This is a genomic window from Bacillus sp. FSL W7-1354 (assembly GCF_038002405.1).
Lineage (GTDB): Bacteria > Bacillota > Bacilli > Bacillales > Bacillaceae > Bacillus > Bacillus paralicheniformis.
On sequence record NZ_JBBOCL010000001.1, the window covers coordinates 1,424,116 to 1,448,507 of the forward strand.

29 protein-coding genes are annotated in these 24,392 nt (G+C 47.3%); all 29 read right to left on the minus strand.

What is annotated here, in order from left to right; genetic code table 11:
* Positions 1 to 44: 44 nt before the first annotated feature.
* The 29 genes from ypjB to hbs all read right to left on the minus strand — a co-directional run bounded on the left by ypjB (position 45) and on the right by hbs (position 24,366).
* On the minus strand, positions 45 to 845 hold the full coding sequence (gene ypjB, locus MKZ04_RS07270) for a sporulation protein YpjB (RefSeq protein ID WP_023857434.1): 801 nt from the start codon (positions 843 to 845) through the stop codon (positions 45 to 47).
* A 74-nt stretch (positions 846 to 919) separates the two neighbouring features.
* Entirely contained in the window at positions 920 to 1,486 is a 567-nt protein-coding gene (locus tag MKZ04_RS07275; protein ID WP_371268734.1) for a DUF1405 domain-containing protein, read from the minus strand.
* Between the two features lie 70 nt (positions 1,487 to 1,556).
* Positions 1,557 to 1,706 carry a hypothetical protein gene (locus MKZ04_RS07280; protein WP_164468298.1) on the minus strand — a complete coding sequence of 50 codons (150 nt, stop codon included), beginning with the start codon at positions 1,704 to 1,706 and terminating at the stop codon, positions 1,557 to 1,559.
* Positions 1,707 to 1,741: 35 nt separating this feature from the next.
* A complete protein-coding gene (locus MKZ04_RS07285; protein ID WP_020451942.1) occupies positions 1,742 to 2,509 on the minus strand; it encodes a menaquinol-cytochrome c reductase cytochrome b/c subunit in 768 nt (255 codons plus the stop codon).
* Between the two features lie 32 nt (positions 2,510 to 2,541).
* Positions 2,542 to 3,216, minus strand: coding sequence for a menaquinol-cytochrome c reductase cytochrome b subunit (gene qcrB, locus MKZ04_RS07290; protein WP_003182952.1), 675 nt, complete (start codon positions 3,214 to 3,216; stop codon positions 2,542 to 2,544).
* Between the two features lie 2 nt (positions 3,217 to 3,218).
* Positions 3,219 to 3,725 carry a QcrA and Rieske domain-containing protein gene (locus MKZ04_RS07295; RefSeq protein WP_003182954.1) on the minus strand — a complete coding sequence of 169 codons (507 nt, stop codon included), beginning with the start codon at positions 3,723 to 3,725 and terminating at the stop codon, positions 3,219 to 3,221.
* Positions 3,726 to 3,871: 146 nt separating this feature from the next.
* Complete coding sequence (locus MKZ04_RS07300; protein WP_026579387.1) at positions 3,872 to 4,318, minus strand: YpiF family protein; 447 nt, start codon at positions 4,316 to 4,318, stop codon at positions 3,872 to 3,874.
* 82 nt (positions 4,319 to 4,400) lie between these two features.
* Positions 4,401 to 4,940, minus strand: a complete 540-nt coding sequence (locus tag MKZ04_RS07305; RefSeq protein WP_020451944.1) for a ReoY family proteolytic degradation factor — start codon at positions 4,938 to 4,940, stop codon at positions 4,401 to 4,403.
* A gap of 68 nt (positions 4,941 to 5,008) precedes the next feature.
* Positions 5,009 to 6,283, minus strand: a complete 1,275-nt coding sequence (locus tag MKZ04_RS07310; RefSeq protein WP_026579386.1) for a tetratricopeptide repeat protein — start codon at positions 6,281 to 6,283, stop codon at positions 5,009 to 5,011.
* A gap of 232 nt (positions 6,284 to 6,515) precedes the next feature.
* The gene (aroA, locus tag MKZ04_RS07315; protein WP_026579385.1) at positions 6,516 to 7,802 is read right to left on the minus strand and encodes a 3-phosphoshikimate 1-carboxyvinyltransferase; all 1,287 of its coding nucleotides are present in this window, start codon (positions 7,800 to 7,802) and stop codon (positions 6,516 to 6,518) included.
* A gap of 10 nt (positions 7,803 to 7,812) precedes the next feature.
* Positions 7,813 to 8,928 carry a prephenate dehydrogenase gene (locus MKZ04_RS07320; protein WP_025811226.1) on the minus strand — a complete coding sequence of 372 codons (1,116 nt, stop codon included), beginning with the start codon at positions 8,926 to 8,928 and terminating at the stop codon, positions 7,813 to 7,815.
* 54 nt (positions 8,929 to 8,982) lie between these two features.
* The gene (gene hisC / locus MKZ04_RS07325) at positions 8,983 to 10,068 is read right to left on the minus strand and encodes a histidinol-phosphate transaminase (protein ID WP_079289295.1); all 1,086 of its coding nucleotides are present in this window, start codon (positions 10,066 to 10,068) and stop codon (positions 8,983 to 8,985) included.
* A gap of 9 nt (positions 10,069 to 10,077) precedes the next feature.
* Positions 10,078 to 10,881, minus strand: a complete 804-nt coding sequence (gene trpA, locus MKZ04_RS07330) for a tryptophan synthase subunit alpha (protein ID WP_145654393.1) — start codon at positions 10,879 to 10,881, stop codon at positions 10,078 to 10,080.
* The gene (gene trpB / locus MKZ04_RS07335; RefSeq protein ID WP_023857444.1) at positions 10,850 to 12,076 is read right to left on the minus strand and encodes a tryptophan synthase subunit beta; all 1,227 of its coding nucleotides are present in this window, start codon (positions 12,074 to 12,076) and stop codon (positions 10,850 to 10,852) included. The genes trpA and trpB overlap by 32 nt, the downstream gene beginning before the upstream one ends.
* A complete protein-coding gene (locus MKZ04_RS07340) occupies positions 12,057 to 12,713 on the minus strand; it encodes a phosphoribosylanthranilate isomerase (protein WP_025811224.1) in 657 nt (218 codons plus the stop codon). The genes trpB and MKZ04_RS07340 overlap by 20 nt, the downstream gene beginning before the upstream one ends.
* Positions 12,713 to 13,471 (minus strand): indole-3-glycerol phosphate synthase TrpC, encoded by a 759-nt coding sequence (trpC, locus tag MKZ04_RS07345; RefSeq protein WP_065643801.1) that lies wholly within the window; start codon positions 13,469 to 13,471, stop codon positions 12,713 to 12,715. Before trpC ends, MKZ04_RS07340 begins: the two co-directional genes overlap by 1 nt.
* Positions 13,464 to 14,480: an anthranilate phosphoribosyltransferase gene (gene trpD / locus MKZ04_RS07350; RefSeq protein ID WP_020451953.1), complete on the minus strand. Its 1,017-nt coding sequence runs from the start codon at positions 14,478 to 14,480 to the stop codon at positions 13,464 to 13,466. The genes trpC and trpD overlap by 8 nt, the downstream gene beginning before the upstream one ends.
* Positions 14,452 to 15,999 (minus strand): anthranilate synthase component I, encoded by a 1,548-nt coding sequence (trpE, locus tag MKZ04_RS07355; RefSeq protein WP_065643800.1) that lies wholly within the window; start codon positions 15,997 to 15,999, stop codon positions 14,452 to 14,454. The genes trpD and trpE overlap by 29 nt, the downstream gene beginning before the upstream one ends.
* Positions 16,000 to 16,246: 247 nt before the next feature.
* Positions 16,247 to 16,630, minus strand: coding sequence for a chorismate mutase (gene aroH / locus MKZ04_RS07360; RefSeq protein ID WP_023857449.1), 384 nt, complete (start codon positions 16,628 to 16,630; stop codon positions 16,247 to 16,249).
* Positions 16,627 to 17,715: a 3-dehydroquinate synthase gene (gene aroB / locus MKZ04_RS07365; protein WP_035338513.1), complete on the minus strand. Its 1,089-nt coding sequence runs from the start codon at positions 17,713 to 17,715 to the stop codon at positions 16,627 to 16,629. The genes aroH and aroB overlap by 4 nt, the downstream gene beginning before the upstream one ends.
* A complete protein-coding gene (gene aroC / locus MKZ04_RS07370; RefSeq protein ID WP_025811222.1) occupies positions 17,715 to 18,887 on the minus strand; it encodes a chorismate synthase in 1,173 nt (390 codons plus the stop codon). The genes aroB and aroC overlap by 1 nt, the downstream gene beginning before the upstream one ends.
* A gap of 71 nt (positions 18,888 to 18,958) precedes the next feature.
* Positions 18,959 to 19,726: a CheR family methyltransferase gene (locus MKZ04_RS07375; RefSeq protein WP_020451958.1), complete on the minus strand. Its 768-nt coding sequence runs from the start codon at positions 19,724 to 19,726 to the stop codon at positions 18,959 to 18,961.
* 140 nt (positions 19,727 to 19,866) lie between these two features.
* Positions 19,867 to 20,313 (minus strand): nucleoside-diphosphate kinase, encoded by a 447-nt coding sequence (ndk, locus tag MKZ04_RS07380; RefSeq protein ID WP_026579377.1) that lies wholly within the window; start codon positions 20,311 to 20,313, stop codon positions 19,867 to 19,869.
* 124 nt (positions 20,314 to 20,437) lie between these two features.
* Positions 20,438 to 21,400, minus strand: coding sequence for a heptaprenyl diphosphate synthase component II (gene hepT, locus MKZ04_RS07385; RefSeq protein WP_195258103.1), 963 nt, complete (start codon positions 21,398 to 21,400; stop codon positions 20,438 to 20,440).
* 29 nt (positions 21,401 to 21,429) lie between these two features.
* A complete protein-coding gene (locus MKZ04_RS07390) occupies positions 21,430 to 22,128 on the minus strand; it encodes a demethylmenaquinone methyltransferase (protein ID WP_025811221.1) in 699 nt (232 codons plus the stop codon).
* Positions 22,129 to 22,130: 2 nt separating this feature from the next.
* Positions 22,131 to 22,907 (minus strand): heptaprenyl diphosphate synthase component 1, encoded by a 777-nt coding sequence (locus tag MKZ04_RS07395; protein WP_023857454.1) that lies wholly within the window; start codon positions 22,905 to 22,907, stop codon positions 22,131 to 22,133.
* 143 nt (positions 22,908 to 23,050) lie between these two features.
* The gene (mtrB, locus tag MKZ04_RS07400; RefSeq protein WP_023857455.1) at positions 23,051 to 23,281 is read right to left on the minus strand and encodes a trp RNA-binding attenuation protein MtrB; all 231 of its coding nucleotides are present in this window, start codon (positions 23,279 to 23,281) and stop codon (positions 23,051 to 23,053) included.
* A gap of 27 nt (positions 23,282 to 23,308) precedes the next feature.
* Entirely contained in the window at positions 23,309 to 23,878 is a 570-nt protein-coding gene (gene folE / locus MKZ04_RS07405; RefSeq protein WP_020451963.1) for a GTP cyclohydrolase I FolE, read from the minus strand.
* A gap of 209 nt (positions 23,879 to 24,087) precedes the next feature.
* Positions 24,088 to 24,366 (minus strand): non-specific DNA-binding protein Hbs, encoded by a 279-nt coding sequence (gene hbs, locus MKZ04_RS07410; protein WP_003183006.1) that lies wholly within the window; start codon positions 24,364 to 24,366, stop codon positions 24,088 to 24,090.
* Between the last annotated feature and the right edge of the window lie 26 nt (positions 24,367 to 24,392).

The window sequence follows — 24,392 nt, forward strand, 5'->3', positions numbered from 1 at the left end:
TGAAGGTCAGCAAAAAAAAAGAAGCTCGCGATCAGCGGAGCTTCTTATTTCGGCCAATCTTTTTCTCTTTTTCTACGCCTGTCCTCTTCAGCTTTATACTTTCTGAAACCGACATATGTCAGCGTCGAGAGGATAATGCTTCCTGTCGTCAGGATGACCCATAACAGTGAAGGGTCTGCATCATCTTCTTCTACTTGATCAAACACATCTTCCAAATCTTTTTCCAAAAGCGTCAGCCTTTCCAGCTTGCTGCTTTCCGTCATTTGCTGAAAGCCCCCGTTTTCCACGACCGCAATATGGTTGGAGACGCTTTTTAACTGCTTTGGCGAAACATCAATCGTTAAGCTTGGATAAATCGTATCATACAAGGATAAAAAATGATTCCACTTTTCCCTGAATGTCAGGTTGTCTTCTTTCTGAATCCCGGCCTTCAAAGCGCTGAAAGAATCCATGATCGGCTTTTTCAAACTGCTCCACAGCGGATCATGGTCAGATTCTATGGCGTCCATCAGCATTCTAAACTGGGCAGCGGCTTTAAATTTTTCCTGCTGTGCGACATCTTCGCTTTCCAGCCTTTTCAGCGTATCATGGTAGGCCAGACTGACCTGGCGGATTTCCGAACCTGTCATAATACCCTCTGTTTCCCCATTCTCCGCTGCTTTCAGCCGTTTTTCAAAGTATTGAAGAATTTGTACCGCTTCCTCATATTGAGACTGCCTTGTTAGCTGGAATACCGTATCTGACAGTTCCGTCAATTCCTGCAAAGCCGATGATTCTTTCGCTTTTAAACCGGCCGCAGGAAAAACAAGCGCAAGCATCATGCAAAGGATCACCTTTCGTATCATTACGGTCCCTCCCACTCCTTCTATTAAAGCGTATGAAGAGAGGGACAAGGTTAGACCTAGATTGTGAATCCGTGTTACAGCTTAAAAGCTTTCCGGGACAAAACCAAGTAATAGGCCAAAGCGATTGAAGCGATACTGAGCCAAAATGTAAAATAGCCGATCTGCGGCATATATTGATCGAGCATTGAATAATTCGGCATCATGCCAAACAAGTAATCAATGACATCATTATGCAGCGTCCAAACAGCCGCAAGCGCCAAATGCCACCCTTTAAACCGGTAATGAGGGGCGTACAGCACGCCTTGCACAGCCATTGCGAAATGCGACGCGATCAGCATATAGCCCGTCCAATGGAGGCTTCCGGACACCGCAAGCACAAGAATATTCATCACAACCGCCCACAGCCCATATTTGACGAGCGTAACAAGCGCAAGCGCCTCAAAGAGAGGAGCATTCCTTCCCAATAAAAGTCCGATGAGAACAAATAAAAAAAACAATGTCGCCGTCGGGCTGTCGGGAACGAAAATCAGAAATTTCGCAGGCGTATTCGTCAGTTGCGGAAGGTACCAGTAATACCCGTAAACCGTACCGAAGAAATTAATGATCAAAAGCAGCAGAAGCAGCGGCTTTTGAGCGAGCATGTAGGAAATCAGTTTCAAAGCAATCAACTCACAGTCTCTTTAAATAAAAAAAGCCGCCGCCGAGTCAGCTTCACAGACTGACCGCAGAAACGTGCGCCAAGAAGCAGCGGCCTTTCCGGCTTCCGTACGGTTCACGATCAGCAGCGGTCAAAATTGAAAAGGCCATCGACATCGTCGACAGCCCGAGAGGCTGACTTGGCGTCAGCTTCAGCTCTATCAAGAGTATAGCCTGCCTTCATCAACTTGACAACCGTTTTATTTCGCCGTTGTTTCGGAGATGAATTTAGACAGTTCTTTAAGCTCTTTATCAGATCCTTTAAAAACGCCAGCAGGCATTTCGCCTTTTCCTTCCTTGGCGATTTTCGCAATCTCTTCCGGAGACAAGCCGTTGTCAACGAGAGACGGGCCTGCCGCTCCTCCCTGCATGTTGTCTCCATGGCACGAAATACAGCCTTGCTCCTGATAAATCTTATACCCTGCTGCACTCGTATCTATATTGGCCTCCTCCTTGATCTTACCCTGCTCTTCAGCAGCGGCCCAGTCGTGGGTGACAACGGACTGCCATGTTAAGAAAATCGTCGCTGAAATTGCCAAAAGCATCAACCCTACGGCAACCGGGCGTTTAAACGGCCTTCTTTCAGGGCCTCTGTCAAGAAACGGTGCCAATAATAGCGCTCCGAATGCAATTGTCGGGATAATAATTGCGCCGACAACCGTATACGGCCCGGCAGCATATTCGTATTTCAGCAATTGGTAAAGAAATAGAAAATACCAGTCTGGCAAAGGTATGTAGCCGGTATCGGTCGGATCTGCCATCCGCTCGAGCGGAGGCTCATGCACGATGGTCAGCACGAGAAAACCGACAAGGAAAACCGCCCCGACCATCCATTCTTTCAACAGGAAATTCGGCCAGAACGCTTCCGTTTTCCCTGGAAATTCGGAATAATCTTTTGGAATATTCGGTTTTCTTTCCGCCGGGATCCGTGAATCACCGACAAACTTCATCCCTTTTCCCCTTTTCATGCCATCCCCTCCTTCTCAATTGAGTCGCTCGCTTACAGCGGCCCAGAAATTCCTTGCTTGCGAATCATGATAAAGTGTGCAGCCATCAGTCCGAACAGAGCGGCTGGCAGGAAAAAGACGTGTATGGCAAAAAAGCGCGTCAACGTCTGAGCGCCGACAATATCCGGATGACCGGCAAGCAGCGTTTTAATTTCCGAGCCGATCAGCGGCGTCGCCTCAGCAATCTGCAAACCTACTTTTGTCGCAAACAGAGCTTTCATATCCCAAGGCAAAAGGTAGCCTGTAAAACCTAAACCGAGCATGACAAAGAAGATCAAAACGCCGACAATCCAGTTCAGCTCTCTCGGCTTCTTATAGGCCCCCTGGAAGAAAACCCTGAGCGTATGAAGAAACATCATCACAATGACCAAGCTTGCACCCCAGTGGTGCATTCCCCTTACAATCTGTCCGAACGCCACTTCATTCTGCAAATAATAAACAGATTCCCAGGCGTTTTTAATATCCGGAACGTAATACATCGTCAAAAACATGCCGGACAGCACCTGAATCACCGTAACGAAAAACGTCAATCCCCCGAAGCAGTACACGAAAGCTGAAAAATGGTGAGCCGGGTTCACGTGTTCAGGAACTTCATGGTCGGCGATGTCCCGCCAGAGCGGCGTAATGTCAAGTCTTTCGTCCACCCAGTCATAAATTTTGTTTAGCATGATCACCCATCCTTCCTCGGCTTGGCTTTCCCTAAGTAAAGGTAGCCGTCTTTAACCTCTTGCTCATAGCGGTCCAAAGGAGCAAGCGGCGGAGTTCCGGGCACGTTGGTACCATCCTTTTCATAAAGTCCGTAATGGCACGGACAAAAGAACTTATTCGGATTTTTAGGATCGCTGTTCCAGTTGACCGTACACCCCAAATGTTTACAAACCGGTGATAAAGCTACAATTTCGTCCCCACTTTTGAAAACCCACGCTGATCTCGATTCTTCCGATTCGTACCAGGCATCCACTTGTTTGATTTTAAAATCGAAGCGCTGCGGTTCATTTGTCAATTCATCAACGCTGACAACCTGAACCATGTCCTGATCTTCAGTCGGCCTTAAAACCGGATCGAGCGCGAAGCGAACCATAGGCATGAGCATCCCCGCCGCCATAAAGCCGCCGACTCCGGTCAGCGTATAGTTTAAAAACTGACGTCTGGATACCCGATGTCTTTTTTCGCTCATCTTCATATCCCCCCTCAAGTCCCCAGCTACAATATAACTGAAATAGAAAAAAATTCATGAAACTAGGACACCCTCATAATATATCAATATTTTAGGAAGGTCAACATTCCCAAAATCATTATACAAAGGAAATGTAAGTGTTTTTATTAAGAGTTCCAATATTGTAACAAAATGTTCAATATTTGCTCAATTTGGTCTTCCAGCAGCTTCTGCTTTAACGAATCCTTCATATGTTCGAGAGGAATCGCCGGCACCCACAGCAGCTTTTGCTCGCTTTCGAGCACCTGCTTCCAGCGTTCATCCGTCGTTAAAAAAACGATGTGGCGAAAATGTTTTCCGGCCATTTCTTTTAAATCGGCGACATGCTGCGCCGATTTTTCATTCGCATCTAAATATGTACAGGGCGGAAACAAATAGATTCTGCCCTTCAGCTGCCTTTCAAGTTCTTCTGCAAGTATAGACGTAAATTCCCCTTTTGATACGGCCGATTTAAACTGATCTCCCAAATTAACCGATATTAAAGGGATGACAGCTGTATCGATGTATTCTTTCGCGTTCAAGTAAATATCCGCATCGTGCGTATTCCATTTCACGGCTCCCGGCCTCCTCGTTTTGACAGCGCTTTCTCCGGAGCTGAACAAGCCTTGCTCTCGGCAAGGCTTGATTGGCAGCGGATTATCGCAGCTGGCTCAGTTGTTTAGCTAGTTTTTCGAAGCTCTCTTTATCTTGGCGGTCAAGCGCTTCATCGATTTCCCGCAGCAGCTTTTGTCTCTGAAAAGTGGAAATGGAATGCTCCAAAATCTGTTCAGCGACAATTTTATCTTTTTCATTTTCATATAGGTCTTTCGGAATATGGGGGTTGGCTTCGAGTACCGCCGCATATTCCGGAGAATTATAGGCTGAGCGGAAGTTCAGCTGGATAAAGAGATCCTGCTGCTTATTCAGCCTGATATCATGAAATGATTTTTCTGCATCGGTCGTCATGACATTTTCTTTATAAAAACGAAAAGGCACTTCCTCAACGCAGTGGGTAGACATGATAATGCCCCTCGGACAAAATTCGGCCTGCTCGACAAAATGCACTTTTTCCATCAGCGAGTCATGGCTCATTAAATAATTCAGAATCCATACACACTCTCTTCGTTTCAGCTGATAATGGTTGAGAAACCAGCGGATAAAATCTTTTTTTTCATTGACAGAAACAGGGGTCTGCATGTTATTCCCTCCTCTATCGCATCTTGTGTATTACTTTATAAATTCCACACAAACCGATCATATCCTGCTTATTCAAAGGAATTTTCATCTTCGATTCTGAAAATCGTCTCCTGGACTTCCTCGTTTGCCGGGTCGAGCTCTGCCAGTTTTTTCAGCAGAGGCAGCGCTTCTTTCCGCCGTCCTTCTTCTAGCAGAAACATTGAATATTCGTAAAGGAAATCGGCGTCATCCCGATAGTGCAAAAATGCGTTCTCATATTCCTCACGCGCCTTGTCGTACACCTCTGTCCGGGCGAATGCCGATGCCAGATGCCAGCTGAACTTCGGATCATCCTCTCCGTATTTGCGGACTTCCTGTACAAGTTCAATAATACTCTCATCGTCTTCTTCTTCAAGAAACAGCGCAAGCAGGGTATGGACGGCTTCCAGATATCCGGGGTCCAGCGCGAGCGCTTCACGAAGCAGCTCTTTCGCTTCCGAATGCCTTTTCGTTTTTAAGGCTGCTTTTGCAGCGGAAAGATAAAGCTCTTTGTTGAATTCATCGAAGCGGATTCCTTCTTTTGCCGTTTCAAATGCTTCTTCATAAAGCCCTTCTGCTTCAAAGCTGTTTGCCAGAGGCTTGTAAAGTGAAGAATAAGCAGGATCCATTTCCTTCAGCTCTGTCAGTTGTTTAATCGCAGTTTTAGGATACCCCGCTTTCAGCGCCGTAAAACCAAACCCGAACAGTGTGTTGGGCTCCGGGTTCTCCTTGACGGCTTTTTCATACCATTCAAGCGCTTCTTCAAACGCGCCGGATGAACTTAATGATTCCGCCAGCCTTTGGTACACATTGACGCCGCCGATGACGGCTTCTTCTTCGGCCGCTTTTTTGAATTGACGGACCGCTTTGCCGTAAGCTCCCTGAGTGAAATACAGCTCTCCCAAGGCAAAATCGATAATCGGCTCATCCGGCAAAATGGCTTGGGCCTTTAACAGCTTTTGCTCGCTGACTTCAAACAGACCCTGCATCTGATAGAGGTCAGCCATTAAAAGCAGGCACTGCGGGTACGCTTCATCTGTTTCCGGAATCGTTTCGAGCACGCTGAGCGCTTTTTCTTCCTGGTCGGTTTCGATGAGGAGTTCGGCATAAAAGCATGTCAGTTCCGTTTCATCCGGATACAGTTCATGGAGATCATTCGCTATGGCGATAGCCTTATCGACAATGCCCCATTCGTAATACAGCTGAGCTACTATGGCTTTGTCTTCATCATGAAGGTCAGACTCGATATCAGCAAGCTTTTTCAATCCGCTTTCCGGGTGGCCTGCTTCAACTAATTTTATGGCTTCTTGAATCGAAGTATTCAAATCTAAACGTCCCTTTCTTTCGTCAATTCATCGCCTGCCGTATCAGCCGGCATATCGCGGTGAGTTACTTACTATCATAATTCACGCGGCGGCTTCCGGCAAATATGTTGCCCGCACACCTGTATGAAGCAGATTGATTCTGTTAAGACAAGCTATGCGGGAGACATTCGTTTTATGATCAAACGCCCGGCTTTCATGATTTTCCGGGCTGAAAAAGCCTGAGCACAAGGCTTCAGGCTTTTTTTGCAAGCTTTTCAATATGTTCAAAAAACGAAGGATATGAGACGCTCACAGCTTCAGGCTGTAAAATGTCGATCGGCTGCTCGCAGATGCAGGCGGCGATTCCCAGCATCATTCCGATCCGGTGGTCCCCGTGGCTTGAGACTTTCGCGCCGCCTGTAAGAGGCGTCCTGCCGTGAATCTTCATCCCGTCTTCTGTCGGCTCGATGTTCGCACCGATTTTTTTCAGCTCTGAGGCGACGGTATCGATTCGGTTCGTTTCTTTTACTTTGAGCTCAGCCGCGTCTTTGATGACCGTCGTTCCTTCAGCCTGTGTAGCGAGAAGAGCGATGATCGGTATTTCATCGATGAGGCGCGGGATCAAATCGCCCGAAATCTCAGCGGCTTTCAAAGAGGACGTTTTGATTCTGAGATCGCCGTACGGCTCGGCGTTTCCGGCATTTTTTTCTTCGATTTCAAGATCGGCCCCCATTTCTTTCAAGACATCGATGATTCCCGTCCTGGTCGGATTGAGTCCGACATTGCGAAGCACGACTTCACTGTCAGGAACTAGGGAAGCCGCTGCCAGGAAAAACGCAGCTGATGAAATATCACCCGGCACGAAGACTTCGGCCGCTTTCAGCTGCTGCCCGCCCTCAATTGTTACGCTTGTTTCATCTTCCTGAAGGCTGACACCGAACATTGACAGCATCCGTTCCGTATGGTCTCTTGATTTATGAGGCTCCGTCACCGTTGTGGCGCCTTCGGCCTGCAGACCTGCAAGCAAAACGGCAGATTTAATTTGCGCACTTGCAACAGGCGACTGAAAATCGATCGCTGCCAGATGTCCGCCGCGGACAGAGAGCGGTGTATATTCCCCTCCGGCGCGGCCGTCGATTTTCGCTCCCATTTTTCGAAGCGGTTCTGTGACACGCTTCATCGGCCTTTTGGCGATGCTCTCATCGCCGGCGACTGTGCTGTGAAACGAGCGTCCCGCCAAAATGCCGAGCATCAGCCTGATCGTCGTTCCGGAATTCCCCACGTCAAGGAGTTCCGCAGGTTCAGCCAGCTGATCGAGCCCTTTGCCGAGGACGGTGACATCACTGCCATTCTGTTCGATTTCCACACCCATTTTCCGAAAGCAGGCGATCGTGCTCAAGCAGTCGGCTCCTGGCAAAAAGTTTTTGATGACCGTTTTCCCTTCTGCTATGGCTCCGAACATAACAGAGCGATGAGAGATGGATTTATCTCCCGGAATATGAAGCTCTCCTTTTAGTGAACTGATTTTTCCTCTTTTCATGTGTTCCACCTCAATCAGCATAAAATGTTTCATATTTTGCGCGGGTTTGAATGCATTTTTCGGCGCGTTTTCGATCTTCATCGGATTGAAAGCTGATTCTGAGAACACCGTTTATGTCTTCCCTTGTTTCAATAATCCGGATGTTCGTAATGCTGATTTTCTCGTCAGCGAGAATCGCCGTAATTTCCGAGATGACCCCGGGATGGTCGGGGACATCGACATAAAGATCGTAAAAGGAAGGAATCGCGCCTTTTTGCCGCAAAGGCAGACCGTCGCGGTATTCCTTGGCCTGCCGAAAAAATTCAAACAGCCCGTCTGCATCTTCATTTTCGATAAAAGACTGGATTCTGTCCAGCTCAAATTTCCATTCGTCAAACCGTTCCAATATTTTATCTTTATTGTGCAAAAGAATATCGCGCCACATCGCCGGGCTGCTTGAGGCAATTCTCGTAATATCGCGGAAGCCCCCTGCGGCAAAACGCTTGACGAGCGGATAATGATCTTCGAATTTGACGGTCTGGTGGACGAGACTGGCCGCTACGACGTGCGGAAAGTGGCTGATCACGCTTGTAACGGCGTCGTGTTCAGCCGGAGACATTTCCACAAACTTTGCATTTGTTCCTTTGAGCAGATCTTTTAAGGAAGCAACCGCTTCTTTGCCGGCGGAGCCGGAAGGCGTCAAAATGTAAAACGCGTTCTCGAAAAGGAAGTCTTTGGCGGCTGCGACGCCCGATTTATGCGATCCGGCCATCGGATGGCCCCCGATAAACCTGTATTCATCCGGCAGCACTTTCTCGGCATGGCTGACGACCTTTTGTTTCGTGCTGCCGACATCTGTAATGAGCAGCTTTTTTCTGATGCCTGAAGCGGCAAGTTCATCAAGCATGTGAAGCGTCTGTTCGACCGGCGCCGCTAAAAAAACGGTTGATGCTTCTTTCACCCCTTCTAAAAAAGAAACAGCCGGAGCATCAATAACGCCAAGCTTTTGTGCAGCTCTTGCCTGCTCTTCTGACACGTCAAACCCGATGATCCGTTTGCCGGGGTGTTCCTTTTTGATGGCAAGGGCGATCGAACCGCCGATTAAGCCCAAACCGGCCAATAAAATCGTTTCATTTGGTTGAGTCATTTTTTATCACCTAAGTTCATCAATAGACTAAAGAGGTGACTGAATCATCACCTCTTACAACATGCCGGCTAACGTTTTCAACAAGCCTTCGTTCTGTTCCTTCGTACCGACCGATATTCTAAGGAATGTCGGAAAGCCGAGCGCATTCCCCGATCTGACGATATAGCCTTTTTTCAGCAGCTCCATGAAAAGTTCGTCTGCATTCCGTTTAAAATCGATCAGCACAAAGTTCGTTTGTGAAGGATAGTAATTTAGCCCGTGCTCATCACAGAAATCGTAGTACTGTTTGAGCCCTTCATTGTTTTTTCTCACGCAATCGTCGATAAATGCCTGATCGCCCAGCGCGGCAAGCGCGGCAGCCTGGCCGAGCCGGTTTGTATTAAACGGCTGTCTCGCCGGCTCAACCGCCTGAATCAGCTGTTCAGAGGCAATCCCGTAGCCGACCCTCAAAGACGCTAAACCGTAAGCTTTTGAAAACGTCCTGAGAATCATCAAGTTCGAAAAGCGTTCCAAAAGCGGAATGGTCTCAGGGTAGTCTTGAGCCGTTACGTATTCGTAATAAGCTTCATCGACGACAGCAAGGACATGTTCCGGGACTTTTTCAAGAAAACGGATCAGGTTGCGGCTGGATTCATACGTTCCGGTCGGATTGTTCGGGCTGCAAACCCAGACAACCTTCGTCTGTTCATCGATCGCCTCCAGCATTGCATCCAGGTCGTGGCAACCGTTGTCAAGCAGGCCGATTTCCCTGACTTCCGCTCCTTCGATGACAGCATTGTGCTTGTATTGTGAAAATGTCGGATTCGCCATTACAGTGTTTGATGCAGGATCCAACAAAGAGCGGGAAATAATTTGAATGACTTCGTCCGTTCCGTTTCCAAGGATGATGTTCGTTTCGTTTACGCCGAGATGGGAGGCAAGCTTTGTTCTTAATGCCGCACTATAGCCGTCAGGATAGAGAGCCATTTGCTGCACTTCGGTCTGGAGCGCTGCTTTTGCCGCTTCCGAACAGCCGTAAGGATTTTCATTGGAAGCGAGCTTGACGACCCGGTCGAGATTGAATTCTTTTTTGACCTCTTCAATCGGTTTGCCCGGCTTGTAAGGCGTTAATTGTTTTAACTGTTCTTTAATTTGCAACATTCTGTCACCTCATTTTACCATGTACGATCCGCTAAATGTCTTAGCGTATGCCTCAAACGCCTTTAAGGCTTGTTCCCTTGTCTCAGGGGCGATGAGTTCGTCTTTCAGCTCTTCGATCTTTCTGACAAGGGCGCTTCCCACGACAACGCCGTCCGCCAGTTCATTCATCATCTCCACTTGTTTGGAGCTGGAAATCCCAAACCCAACGGCAACCGGGACGGAGCTCATTCCTTTAACTGACCTGATAAATGAAGAAACAGAATCTTCGAATCCATTGCGCACACCTGTCACACCGAGCGAAGAAACGCAATACACAAAACCTTCCGCTTGCTGCGTTATTTTTTGAATGCGCGATTCGCTTGTCGGCGCGACCAGCGAAATATAGGTAATCCCGTGTTTTTTACACTGCTGCTGCAAATATACACTTTCCTCAAAAGGAAGGTCCGGTACAAGGAGTCCGTCTAGCCGATTTTGTCGCAGTAAAGCGAAAAAGTGATCTGTATCTAATTGTAACACAGGATTATAATACGTAAAGAGAATAATCGGAATATGGACGCCGTTTTTTTTCATTTCACCGCCAAGCCTGATCGCTTTTACGATGTTCATGTCGTTGTCAAGCGCCCTTTTGGACGCGCGCTGAATCACCGGGCCGTCAGCGAGCGGATCAGAATACGGAACCCCGAGTTCAAGGGCGGACGCCCCCGCCTCTTGAAGGGATTTCGCCAGCTCGATCGAGATTTCAGGCAGCGGGTCTCCCGCTGTAATAAACGGAACAAATAACTTATCGGACGGCTGTTTTTTCAGATTGAACATCTTGATTCACCTCTTCTTCCAACACCTTCATCAAGGTATGGACGTCTTTGTCTCCCCTGCCTGAAAGGCAGACGAGAACACTTTTCTCTCTCGGCAGTTCTTTAGCGATGTCAAATGCTTTTGCCAATGCATGGGCGGATTCAATAGCCGGCAAAATGCCTTCTGTCTCTGTCAGCAGCCTTAATGCCGAGACCGCTTCATCATCAGTGACAGATTCATATGTGACGCGCCCTGTTTGATGAAGATGAGCGTGCTCGGGGCCGACCCCCGGATAATCAAGGCCTGCTGAGATGGAATAAGGCTCAATGATCTGTCCGTACTCGTCTTGAATCAAGTAGGTCAAAGAACCGTGGATAACGCCTTTTGTACCCTTTGTGATCGTTGCCGCGTGAAGGGGGGTGTCGACACCTTTTCCCGCAGCTTCGACTCCGATCAGTTCAACAGTTTCTTCAATGAATGCGCTGAACATCCCGATCGCATTGCTTCCGCCTCCGACACAGGCGACAACTTTATCGGGGAGGCTTTGCTCCAATTGATAAAACTGCGCTTTCGCCTCTTCGCCGATCATCCGTTGAAATTCACGGACGATATAAGGATACGGGTGCGGCCCGACGACGGAACCGATCATGTAAAAATGATCCTGGCAATGCTGAACCCAGTAACGGATCGCCTCGTTTGTAGCATCTTTTAATGTCCCGTTTCCGCTTGACACCGGAACGACCTCCGCTCCCAAGAGCTTCATCCGGAACACGTTCAGCGATTGTCTGGCAACATCTTCTTCACCCATAAAGACAATGCATGACAAGCCGAACTTTGCAGCGACAGTCGCCGCAGCCACGCCGTGCTGCCCTGCGCCGGTTTCAGCGATGAGCTTTGTTTTCCCCATTTTCTTGGCCAACAGAGCCTGGCCGAGGGCATTGTTGATTTTGTGGGCGCCTGTATGGTTTAAATCTTCTCTTTTTAAATAAATCTTCGCTCCGCCCAGCTGCTTTGTGAGCCGGTCAGCGAACGTCAAAGCCGTCGGCCTGCCTGAGTAGTCTTTTAAAAGCTTTTGATAATCCTTTTGAAACGAGGGGTCGTCTTTCAGTTCAAGAAACGCTTTTTCGATTTCTTCCAAAGGCTGCATGAGTGTTTCCGGCACGAATTTCCCGCCAAAATCACCAAACCTGCCTTGTTCATTCGGATATGAATACATGTTCGAACATCCTTTCTTCTAAAAGGCCGATCAGCTTTTCGCTTTTCCTGCCTCTTTCTTCAATTCCGCTTGCCAGGTCGATTCCCGGCGGGCGCCGCTTTAAAAGATCCGCGATTGTGTCCGGGTTCACGCCCCCGGCGATAAACAGTCGCTTTCTTTCTCTTTGCGCTGCATCTTTATACATCGGAACGCTGTCCCACGAAAACGAAACGCCCGTTCCTCCTCTGAGCCCTTTAACAGACGAGTCGATGACATACCCGTCGATGTAAGGTGCGAAAGATGCCATGCGCTGAACGGTATCATCCCCATGGTGGAGCGCCTTCCAAATCTCGCAGTCTGTCATGCTTTTCAGCCGCTTGATGTCTGCCTCTGTTTCATCTCCGTGAAGCTGGATCACGTCCAAACCGGCATCTTTTACGATTTCTGCTATTCTGCAAATATTTTCATTAACAAAGACGCCGACAAGCTTTTTACCCGCTGTATCCGTTTTGCCACACCAGCGTTTCACATCCTCCGGGTCTGCCGACCGTCTGCTTTCGGCGAAAATAAATCCGAGGTAATCGGCTTTCGAGCGGGCTGTCACCTTTAAATCTTCCAATGAATGAATCCCGCAATATTTTAAGCCCGGTTTCTCCATCATCCGTTCTCTCCGAATAACGCATGGACAGCCTTCAGCTGTGACGGCTCTCTCATTAACGATTCGCCGACTAGCACAGCCCGGGCTCCGCACGCTTTTACAAAAGCGAGGTCTTCCGATTGTCCGATGCCGCTTTCGCTGATAAGAACGGTACCTGACGGAACGAGTTTTGCCATACGCTCCGTTTGCCCGACGGATGTTTCAAAGGTTTTTAGATTTCGATTGTTTACGCCGATGATTTCGGGTGTAAAGACATTTAAAATACCTTCAAGCGTCTCTTCGCCATGAACTTCGACAAGCACATCCATACCTTTTTCAGCAGCTTGCTGATAGAGGTCAAACAGCTTTTGCGGTTCAAGCGCTTCTCCGATCAGCAGGATCGCATCCGCTCCGATGCGGTCCGCTTCTTCAACCTGAATGGAATCAATGATAAAATCCTTGCGCAGTACTGGCAGCGAAACCGAGCGTTTCACATCTGACAAATAACTGTTCTTCCCTTGAAAAAAAGGTGTATCTGTCAGAACAGACAAACAGTCGGCTTTAGCCTGTTCGTACTGTTTAGCGATTTTTACGGGCTCAAAGTTTTCCTGAATCACACCTTTTGACGGTGAAGCTTTTTTCACCTCCGCAATTAAAGCGACAAACCGGTTAGGAGAAAGAAGCGCCTTTTTAAATGACCGCTTTGGCAGCTTCAAATCTTCCGGCAGTTCGATTTTCAGAATGTCTTCTCGTTTTCTATCAATAATTTCATTAAGCATACAACTCTTCCTCTTTCTGTTTTAATCGTTCCAGCTGATCAAGCGCCTCACCGCTTGCAACAGCTTCTAAAGCGAGTGCAACGCCTTCTTTTAAACCCGGTGCCTGTTCTGCGACGTATAAAGCGGCTCCGGCATTAAACGCTGCGATATGAACAGCCGAATCCGGAGCGCGGTTTTTCAAAATATCGACGATGAGACGGCCGCTTTCTTCAGGCGTCGCCACCTGAATGTCGCTTATGCTGCCGAACGGCAGACCGACATCGCCAGGCTCAACGGTGTATTCGTATGTTTTGCCGCCTTTCAGTTCAATCACATCTGTCGGCGATGTGATCGACAGTTCATCAAGACCGTCCCGGCTCGATACAAACAATACGTGTTCCGGTTCAAACGCTTCAAGTGCGCGGGCCATGAGCTTTGCTTTTTCAATCGAGTAGACGCCGATCACCTGGCGCTTGGCTTTCATTGGATTGCTGAGCGGGCCGAGCAGATTGAATACGGTTCTAAAAGCCAGATCCTTCCTTGCGCCGGCCACGTGCTTCATGGAAGAGTGATAGCTTGGCGCATAGAGGAATCCCATATTGCGACGTTCAATGCTCTGAATCGTTTCTTCAGGCGACGTCTGAATTGAAACGCCGAGATATTCGAGAACATCAGCGCTCCCGCTTTTTGAAGAAACGGAACGATTACCGTGTTTGGCGATTTTTGCCCCGGCTGATGAAGCGATGATCGCCGCCGCTGTGGAAATGTTGAAGGTGGAGCTTCCGTCTCCTCCGGTTCCGCACGTATCAACAACATCTTCCGGCCCGTTTATTGTTTGCGCCTGCTCCCGCATGGCTCTGACAAATCCCGCAATCTCTTCAGCCGTTTCTCCCCTGTAGGCGAGAACGGACAGGAGGCCTCCAATTTCCGCGGCGCTCAGCGAGCCGGTCATCATGTCACGCATGATGCTATGTGCCTCGGTTTCATTCATTGTTCCTCCATTAACGCATGATTTCAGCAGTTCGTTCATTGCCGTCCTCCCCCTTTTCGAGAAACATTTCTTCAGCGATTTGAATCGTTTTTAACAGAGCCCCCGCTTTATTGCAGGTCTCTTCCCACTCTTTTTCAGGCACGGAGTCGGCTACGATGCCTGCTCCGGCCTGGATGGACGCCACTCCGTTTTTCACGCTCATCGTCCGGATCGTGATGCATGAATCGATATTTCCGTCAAATCCGATATAAGCAATGCATCCCCCATATGTTTCCCTCGGTTCGGGCTCAAGTTCATTTAAAAGCTGAATCGCGCGGATTTTCGGAGCGCCGGTCAAAGTTCCGGCCGGAAATGCGCTCATTAAAGCGTCTACCGGATGAACGCCCGCTTTTAACGAGCCGGTTACGATCGAAATGATGTGCATGACGTGTGAAAAGGAAACGATTTTCGTAAACTCGGGCACTTGGACAGATCCGTACTCAGCTACTCTGCCGATATCATTTCTCGCCAAATCGACGAGCATGTAGTGCTCCGCTTTTTCTTTCTCATCAGCCAAAAGATCTTTTTCGAGCCGCTTATCTTCAGCCTGATCACCGCCTCTTTTCCTCGTGCCGGCAATCGGATGAATTTCAAGATGACCGTTTTGAACATGGATCAGGCGTTCAGGCGAGCTTCCGACGAGATCGCGGTCAGGAAGCTTCATGTAGTACATGTACGGGGACGGGTTGACCATTCTCAGCACTCTGTATAACTCAAAAGAACTGACCTTCACCGGAATATCGAACCTTTGCGAAAGGACGCCTTGAAAAATATCTCCCGCTTTAATGTACTCTTTCAAGCGATTGACATCGGCCAAAAACCGGGATTTCTCATATGTTGATTGAACCCCTTTAAAGCTGGGGGCCGTGTGCCGTCCTTGCGGGAGAAACAGCTCTTTCGTCGTTTTCCGGCCTGACAGCCTGTGTGTAAGCTGTTTGAGCTCTTCTTTCCCCTTTTTAAAAATGCGCTGTTTCTCCTCCCTTGTTTCACTGCCTTCAAGCCTTGCATAGTGGATGAAATGCAGCTTTTTCAGCTCGTGATCATAGGCGATCATCGTCCGGCAGACAAACAGGAGGCATTTTTCCATCTCCGTTTCTTTGCTGTGCCCTTTGACGGACGGTTCAATAAGCGGCATTAAATCATAGCTTAAATAGCCGACCGCTCCCCCTGTAAACGGGATGTCGAGCTCAGGCGCTTTGATCGAATATGTCTCCGACATCCATTCGAGAATTTCTTTTAACTGTGAAGCTGAATAAAGCTTTTTCTGCTTTTGATCGCAGGCGTGAAACCGGCCGCATTCTTCTTTGATCGTCAAAAAGGGATCCAGACCGATGAAAGAATATCTTGACCATGCAGAGGTTTCATTCTGGCTTTCCAGCAAATACACGATGTTTTCCTGCAGCTTCTCGACCAATTGAACGGGCGTCAGCGTATCGACGGAAAAACTCTCAATTATCGGTATTGTTTTAAAGTGTGAAGTATCCTCTGAAAAAGAGGCAAAATCGGTTTGCAGACTCAACAATCTCTCACTCCTTATTCAGGCGGAGAGAATGAGAAGAAGGCCTTTAGAGGACAAATGATTGAATTGAAGAGGGGAAAACGAAACAAACCCAAAAGAACAGCGTCTTTTGGGTAGAATGAATAAACGTTTTGTCTCAACTCAGCTCATCTCAGCTCATTCTCAATCTACCCTAGTCTCATACTCAGCTTTTCTAAACTAAAACCCCATACACACTCCTGTGTATTTCAAGGTTTCTACAATCGTATTACAATTCAGTATTTTTTGTCAATGATAAATCAGGTCTGAGCGTTACGGCATTTTCTAAATAAACGTGGCGGACTTCATCCTGCCGCATATCCGTCTGAACCGTCATCATCACTCTGATGCATTTTTTAAGGGCGTGTTCAACATCCATTTCCTGCATGCACATGACGGGCACATGCTGCCAGCCGTCAAACGTTCTGACGACCTTTGCGGGAAAAGCAGCGTGAATATCGGAAGTGGCAGAAATGAAGATCTGCACGACTTGCTCAGGTTTGAGTTGATTTTCATCGATCATTTTTCCGATCAGCTGCTTCGTCCGCTCCGTAATGTCTTTTTCTGTATCCTGGTCAACTGTCGTCGCTCCCCGAATTCCGCGCATCATCATTTGCCTCCCTCCAATCTCCACATATTCAACCATCGTTCAATTTCATCGGCTTTAAAGGAGTGCAGCCGCACACTGCCGATCTTATCCAGCAGAACAAACTGAATGATGCCTCTGCGTGTTTTTTTATCGTTCATCATTCGATTGATGAGAGCTTCTGTTGAAACTTCGCGTTTTACGCTTTCCGGATAGCCGAGATTTTTCAGCCAGGCGGCGATTTTTGTGCGGTCAACAGGACAATTCAACACCTTCTCGCTGACAAACAAAGCAAATTGCATGCCTAAAGCGACAGCGTCGCCATGGGTCATCTCTCCGTAGCCGTATTCGGCTTCAACGGCGTGGCCAAGCGTGTGCCCAAAATTCAGATAGGCCCTGATTCCTTGTTCGCGCTCGTCTTGTGAGACAACTTCCGCTTTAATCGAAATGCCTTTGTACACCATTTCACTGAGCTGGCCGGTCGTAATCGCTTTAATTGAATCAATTTTAAGCAATTCGTTCAAGAAAGATTCATCACGGATAAATGCGTGCTTAATGACTTCCGCAAGACCTGAACGCATTTCTTTTTCAGAAAGCGTGCTCAAGCATTCGGTATCATAAACCACCGCCTTCGGCTGATGAAAAGCGCCGATTAAGTTTTTTCCGAGCGGATGATTAATGGCAACTTTCCCTCCGACCGCGCTATCATGAGACAGCAGAGTCGTTGGGAATTGCACATAATCGATGCCCCTCATAAAAGTTGAAGCGACGAACCCTGCAAGATCGCCGACAACGCCGCCGCCCAGCGCCACAATGCATGACGAACGGTCAAGGTGAAATTGAATGGCTTCCGTCTGGAGCTTCATAAACAGATCGATTGATTTGGCCTGTTCACCGCTTGGCACCGCAACCTTTTTGACGGGCCATTTGCTGCGGAGAAGGCCGAACAGTTCTTCTCCATAGTGTTTATCAACTTCTTCGTCGGTGATCAATAGCACTTTCGTCATCGGAAGGTTCAAGGATGACAAGAGCTCTGCCGCGTTTTTTCTAATGCCTCCCCCGATGAACACCGGGTAGGACAAAGAAGCGGTTTCGATTTGAAGTGATTTCATTAAAACTCCCTCGCAAGCTTTCTCATTTTCTCAACATTTTCAGCGATCCGGTCCATTTGGTCAACGCCAAACTGCTCGACGATCGCCTTGGCGATTTCCCATGCAACAACCGCTTCAGCCACTACGCTTGCGGCAGGGACAGCGCAGGAATCGGAACGCTCGATGCTTGCTGTAAACGGCTCTTTCGTCTCGATATCAACGCTTTTGAGCGGTTTGTATAACGTTGGAATCGGCTTCATCACGCCTCTGACGACAATCGGCATTCCCGTTGTCATCCCGCCTTCAAGGCCGCCGAGACGGTTTGTAGCGCGCGTATAGCCTTTTTCTTCGTCCCAAATGATTTCGTCATGGACTTCACTGCCGTTTTTGCGTGCAGCTTCAAAGCCGATGCCGAATTCAACACCTTTAAAAGCATTGATGCTCAGCACGGCGGCAGCCAGCTTGCTGTCGAGTTTGCGGTCGTAATGGACATAGCTGCCGACTCCTACCGGCACCCCTTCAACAATCACCTCGACGATTCCGCCGATCGAATCGCCATTTGCTTTTGCTTCATCGATCGCGTCCATCATTTTTCTGCCCGCTTCTTCGTCATAGCATCTGACAGGAGACTCTTCGGTTACTTTTTTCAAGTCTTCGATAGATTCATAATTTGTTTTTTCGGCTTTTACTCCGCCGATCTCCAGCACGTGGCCGGCCACTTGGATGCCGAGCTGGGAAAGGATCTTTTTGGCGACGGCTCCTGCCGCCACACGGACGGTCGTTTCTCTGGCAGATGAACGTTCAAGCACGTTGCGCATATCTCTGTGCCCGTATTTGATCGCGCCGTTCAAATCAGCGTGACCCGGTCTTGGCCTTGAAATCTGTCGTTTCATTTCGCTTTCTTCTTCAGCCGTGATCGGCTCTGATCCCATGATTTTCGTCCAGTGTTTCCAGTCGTTGTTTTCGACGACGAGAGCGATCGGCGATCCAAGAGAACGCCCGTGCCTTACACCGCTTGTGATCCGTGCCTGATCTTTTTCGATTTGCATCCGGCGTCCGCGGCCGTGGCCTTTTTGACGTCTTTGAAGCTCGTAATCAATGTCTTCTTTTGTGATATAAAGCCCTGCTGGGACTCCTTCGATAATTGTCGTAAGCTGCGGACCGTGAGATTCACCGGCTGTTAAATACCTCATGCTTTCGTTCTCCCTTCATCACATTAACGCTTTTAAGTAAAACTATAACATAACCTTTTATAAAAAGTCAGCTAACTTTTTTGATAGAAAAACGTATCTGTCGATTGAAAACCGTATTTTTCCGGATTGAAGATCTGTTCCGTGCTTCCGACAAACAAAACTCCATTATTCTTCAAACTGCCGCTGAACTTATGATAGATCTTCTCTTTTGCTTCCTCTGTAAAATATATGAGAACATTGCGGCATACGATGATATCAAAATCTTTCTCATATGCATCAGCCAGTAAATTGTGTTTTTGAAAGCGAATGTTTTTCTTGATCTCGTCTTTGACGGCAAACCGGTTTCCGTCTTGCGTAAAATAAAGTTCCTTTATCTCTTTCGGCACTTCCTGCAGAGATCTTTCCTGATACACGCCTTCTTTCGCTTTCGCAAGAACTTTGTCATCGATATCTGTTGCGATGATCTGATAGTCTGAGAGGCCTTTCTGTCTGCTTAAAATCATCGATAATGTATACGGCTCTTCACCGGTTGAACATGCCGCACTCCATACTTTCAATGTTTTCGCAGGCTTTAAGAGCGGGAGGATGGTTTTTTCGAGAACCTCCCACCTCTTATAGTTTCTGTAAAATTCTGAAACATTAATCGTCATCCTGTCCAGCGTTTCCTGCAGAAGAGCTTCATTCTTTTCTAAAGCGAGCGCAAATTCGCGGAAATCGCCGTACCCCTTTTTTTCATAAAGAGATGTTAGCCTTCTTTTCATTTGCGCCTCTTTGTACAATGCCAAATCCACACCAGTTATTTTTTTCCATTTATCAACAAAGAAACTGTAATTGTCCATGTTTTCTCTCCTAATCGTCGTGCTGATATGAGTACAATTATAGCTTGTTTTCTTTTAAATTTGTATCTTTAAAAAGAAAAAAGCCTGCCCGGCGGCAGCCATTCTGATCCATATAAAAAAATCAGCTTTTCAGCTGATTTTTAGTAAATCCATTGATTCATTAACTTCTCGTCTTCAACAAGTTCGTCTTCTTTAAAAAACAAGTTGATTTCGCGTGCTGCACTTTCAGGAGAATCTGAACCGTGAATGATATTTTTTCCGACAAACATGCCGAAGTCTCCGCGAATTGTTCCTGGGAGCGCTTCCTTAGGGTTCGTCTTCCCGATCAGCTGTCTGGCGACCGCGATTGCTTCTTCGCCTTCCCACACCATGGCGAATACCGGGCCTGAAGTAATAAAGTCGACAAGCTCGCCGAAAAACGGTTTGCCGTTATGTTCTTTATAATGCTCGCCTGCCGTCTCTTCTGAGACCTTCATCAGCTTGGCTCCGATTAATTGTAAGCCCTTACGTTCGAATCTTAACAAAATTTCGCCGATCAGCTGACGCTGAACGCCGTCAGGTTTTACCATCACAAAGGTTTTTTCCATAGTCGATTCTCCACCCCGCTAATATGTATAGGCTTTCAACACTACAACAGAAATATAGCATTTTTCAAACAATTAATCAATAAAGGGTGGAGAATATTCATACTTTCGACTCATTTGTCTTTTTTTAGAACTTTCGTTTGCCGATGTATTTCGCAATTTGGCCCAGTGCCGTCCGCGCCCGGTTTTTCGGGAGCGTTTCAAGCAGTGCGAAAGCCTTATTTAAATACATTTCGCTGACTTTGAACGATTGTTCTATGGCATCGGTTTTCTTCAGTTCCTCGATCACTGGTTTGATCTGTTCCGGAGTCGTTTCACTGTTGACCAGCATCAGCCGCGCTTTTAATTCAGGCGATTTCCGTGCATATAATACGGGAAGCGTGACATTCCCCTGAAGCAGATCACTGCCCACAGGCTTGCCAAGCTCTTTTTCGCTTGAGGTGAAATCGAGGATGTCATCAATAATTTGATAGGACATGCCGACGTAATAGCCGAACCAGTACAACGTTTTATGAATGTTTTCACCCGCGCCGGCAGCAATGGCGCCTAGCTGGCAGCTCGATGCGATCAGAAGGGCTGTCTTGCGCCTGATTCTCCGCAAATAGGTTCTGAGGTTTTGCTCCATATTATATTTATCTTTGATTTGTTCAATTTCTCCAAGACAGACTTCGACAATCGCCTTGGACAAGATTTCGTGGGCTTTCGGTTCGTTTATTTTCGTCATCGCTTCAAGTGAGCGAGCGAACAAATAATCACCTGTGTACATTGCAATCCGGTTATCCCACTTCGCTTTGATAGTCGGCTGTCCCCTTCTAAGCTCCGCATCATCGATGACATCGTCGTGTACGAGCGAAGCCATATGTATCAATTCCAATGAAACAGCGACATTTTTAATTTTGTTGATATCGTATTCACCGAACATGCCGGAAAGCAGGACAAACACAGGACGAATCCGCTTGCCTCCGGCCTGCAGCAAATGCAGGCTCGCTTCACTTAGCAATGGATAGTCGGAGTGCACGGTCTTTTCAAGCTCTTTTTCTATTAATTCAATATCGTCATTTAAAAAAGAATAAAACGTTGTCAATTTCATATCGATTCACCCGAGTATTTCAGTAGTCATCATCGCTTCAAGCCGACATGTGTAGCCGCTACGCCGCCTGTGAACGGATGATATTGAACATTTTCTAATCCAGCCTCTTCAAACAATGCAGCAAGTTCTTTCATACCAGGAAATTCCCTGGCCGATTCCTGAAGCCATGAATACTCCTTAAAGCTTTTGGCAAAGAACTTTCCAAACATGGGCATAATAAAACGGAAGTACAGGAAGTACAGCTGTTTGAACCCGAACATTTCAGGCTGGGACGTCTCAAGGCATACAACCTGGCCGCCGGGTTTTACCACGCGCGCCATCTCTTTTAATACGGTTAAATAGTCGGGAACATTGCGAAGCCCGAAGCCGATGGTGACATAGTCGAACGTATTGTCCGGGAAGGGCAGTTCCATCGCGTTGCCGTGGATCAGTTCGATCTGGCTGTAGCTGTCGGTCTTTTGTTCGGCGATGCTCAGCATGTTTTTGCTGAAATCAAGGCCCTTGATTTCCCCTGTCTCTCCGGCCGCATCAGCGAGCGCGATTGTCCAGTCGCCCGTCCCGCAGCAGACGTCAAGAGCTTTGGCTCCTTTTGGTACGTTCATGAGCTGCATCGTTTTGTCGCGCCATTTTTTATGCTGTTTAAAGCTGATGACGGAGTTCATCTGGTCGTAATTTTTATAAATCTTTTCAAACACGCCGTGTACGCGCTGTTCTTTTGACTGCACCATGATTACCCTTCTTCCACTTTCTGATGATAAGTTCGTTTTTCAGGCCGAATTTCCTGCAGGCGTTTCAGAAGCCATTTTTGGACGGCGGGCTTTGCAGCAAGCGACTGGTTGATCGCAAGCTTGGCTTCTTCATAAGCCGCTGCAGCCAGCTGTCCGCATGAAGCCTGGTCTTCCGGAAACTCTTTCTGTATGATCGTCTCCAGCAGCCGGGAATCTGAAGCTTTTTCTTCGGCCGCAAACCTTTTAAACACAAGAAAGTCATTGGCGGCTGTTTTCCAGTGAGGCAGGTAAAAGTGGTCGGCGAGATGGTGAAAAAGTGCAGCTTCCACTATGCTGACGCTTTTTTTCAGGCTGTCCGCATCTTTTGCGGAATGGTCGTAAATCCTGATTTTATGTTCGTTTATTTCTTTGATGGCCGCAGCGAGCGTCCGAATCATATAAATATCCTTCATACCCGATAACAGCGAGTAGTACATGCCGCTGAAATAATCACCGGCCAATACGGTCAGCTGGCGGTTTTTATAGTCGTCCTGCTTAATTGAAGCTGCGGTCGTGACTTCATCATGGGTATCAAGGGCTGTTTGAACAAGCATCGCCGTTAAGATGTAACTTTCCTTGTCAGCTTCTTTTAAATCCGTTTCCTCAAACAGAGCGTAGAAAAGAAACAGCTTATCCTCATCAACTTTCGGCGCAGTCAAATGCTTCGCCAAATATGGATGTGAAAGCTTTTGATTCAGCTTGATTTTCAAATAAGATAATTGTCCGTAGATGTCTTGCAAAGATATCACCCTTGTCCCAAAATTCGCAGTTTTTCTTTTTGATTGATTATGTATCTTTTTTGAGCGGAGAAAGTTTAATTATACCATAATATGTTGAAAGATATTGTCTTATGCCATGCAAACGGCCATAAAAGGCCGGCTATCTATTTTTTCGACTCGCTTTTCATCTCGCCGTTTGCCGTCTGAATCAGGGCCTCGCCCCGGATCTTGATCGCAGAGGTGTGCTCGGTAAACTGGCAGATCATCACCTCTCCTTTATCAAGCTTTTCTGAATGATGAAATCTTGTGTCCGTGCCTCTCGTCAGGCCGATCACGTTGACGCCGTCTTCGACGGCTTTGATAACGACAAAATCATTCGATTGATTATTGGTCATGTTCATCGCACACCTTCTCATTTTTAATCATGATGTTTTGATAAGCTCCAACACCTCAGAGCGAGCGGCTACATCTTGTCTAAACGTTCCTCTTACGGCTGAAGTGACAGTTTTTGAACCCGGCTTTTTCACGCCGCGCATCGTCATGCACATGTGCTCGGCTTCAACAACAACCATGACACCGTGCGGAGTCAGCGTTTCAACAATGCTGTCGGCGATTGTTGACGTAATCCGCTCCTGCAGCTGCGGGCGCTTTGCCACCGCTTCAACGGCTCTCGCCAATTTGCTGAGCCCTGTCACTTTTCCCCCTTTAGGGATATAAGCTACATGGGCTTTCCCGTAGAAAGGGACTAAATGGTGCTCACACATTGAATAAAAGGGAATATCTTTAACAAGAACAAGCTCTTCGTGATCCTCGCCGAAAATCGTTTTGAAATGCTCTTTCGGATCTTCGTTTAACCCTGCAAATACTTCGGCGTACATTTTCGCGACTCTTTTCGGTGTATCAAGAAGGCCTTCACGGTTCGGATCTTCTCCGATCGCCTCCAATATTTGCCGGACAGCTTGTTCAATTTGTTCTTTGTTGATTTCTCTCATTGTTTTATATCCTCCAGAAACGCATACATTTAATTCAGATTCTAGCACACTTCAGCTTATAAAAGCAAAATGAAAGGTTTTTTGCCGGCAAAATGTTTTCCGTCTGAAAAAAAGCCTTAAAATTATGAAAAGCCCCTTTGAAAAGGGGCTTTCCTGTGAAGAAACAACATGGTATGTATTACGCGCGAAAACGGCATATATACATACAATTATTTTCCTGCTACAGCGTCTTTAAGCGCTTTACCTGGTTTGAAAGCAGGTACTTTGCTTGCAGGGATTTCGATTTCTTCACCTGTTTGAGGATTGCGTCCTTTACGAGCTGAGCGCTCACGAACCTCAAAGTTACCAAAACCGATCAATTGAATTTTTTCACCGTTTTTAAGTGCATCTAAAATTGTATCAAAAACAGAATCAACTGCTTTAGTAGCGTCTTTTTTAGATAGTTCGCTTGCTTCTGCAACCGCATTGATTAGTTCTGTCTTGTTCATGCCTTTCACCTCCTCCCAAAAGGTAT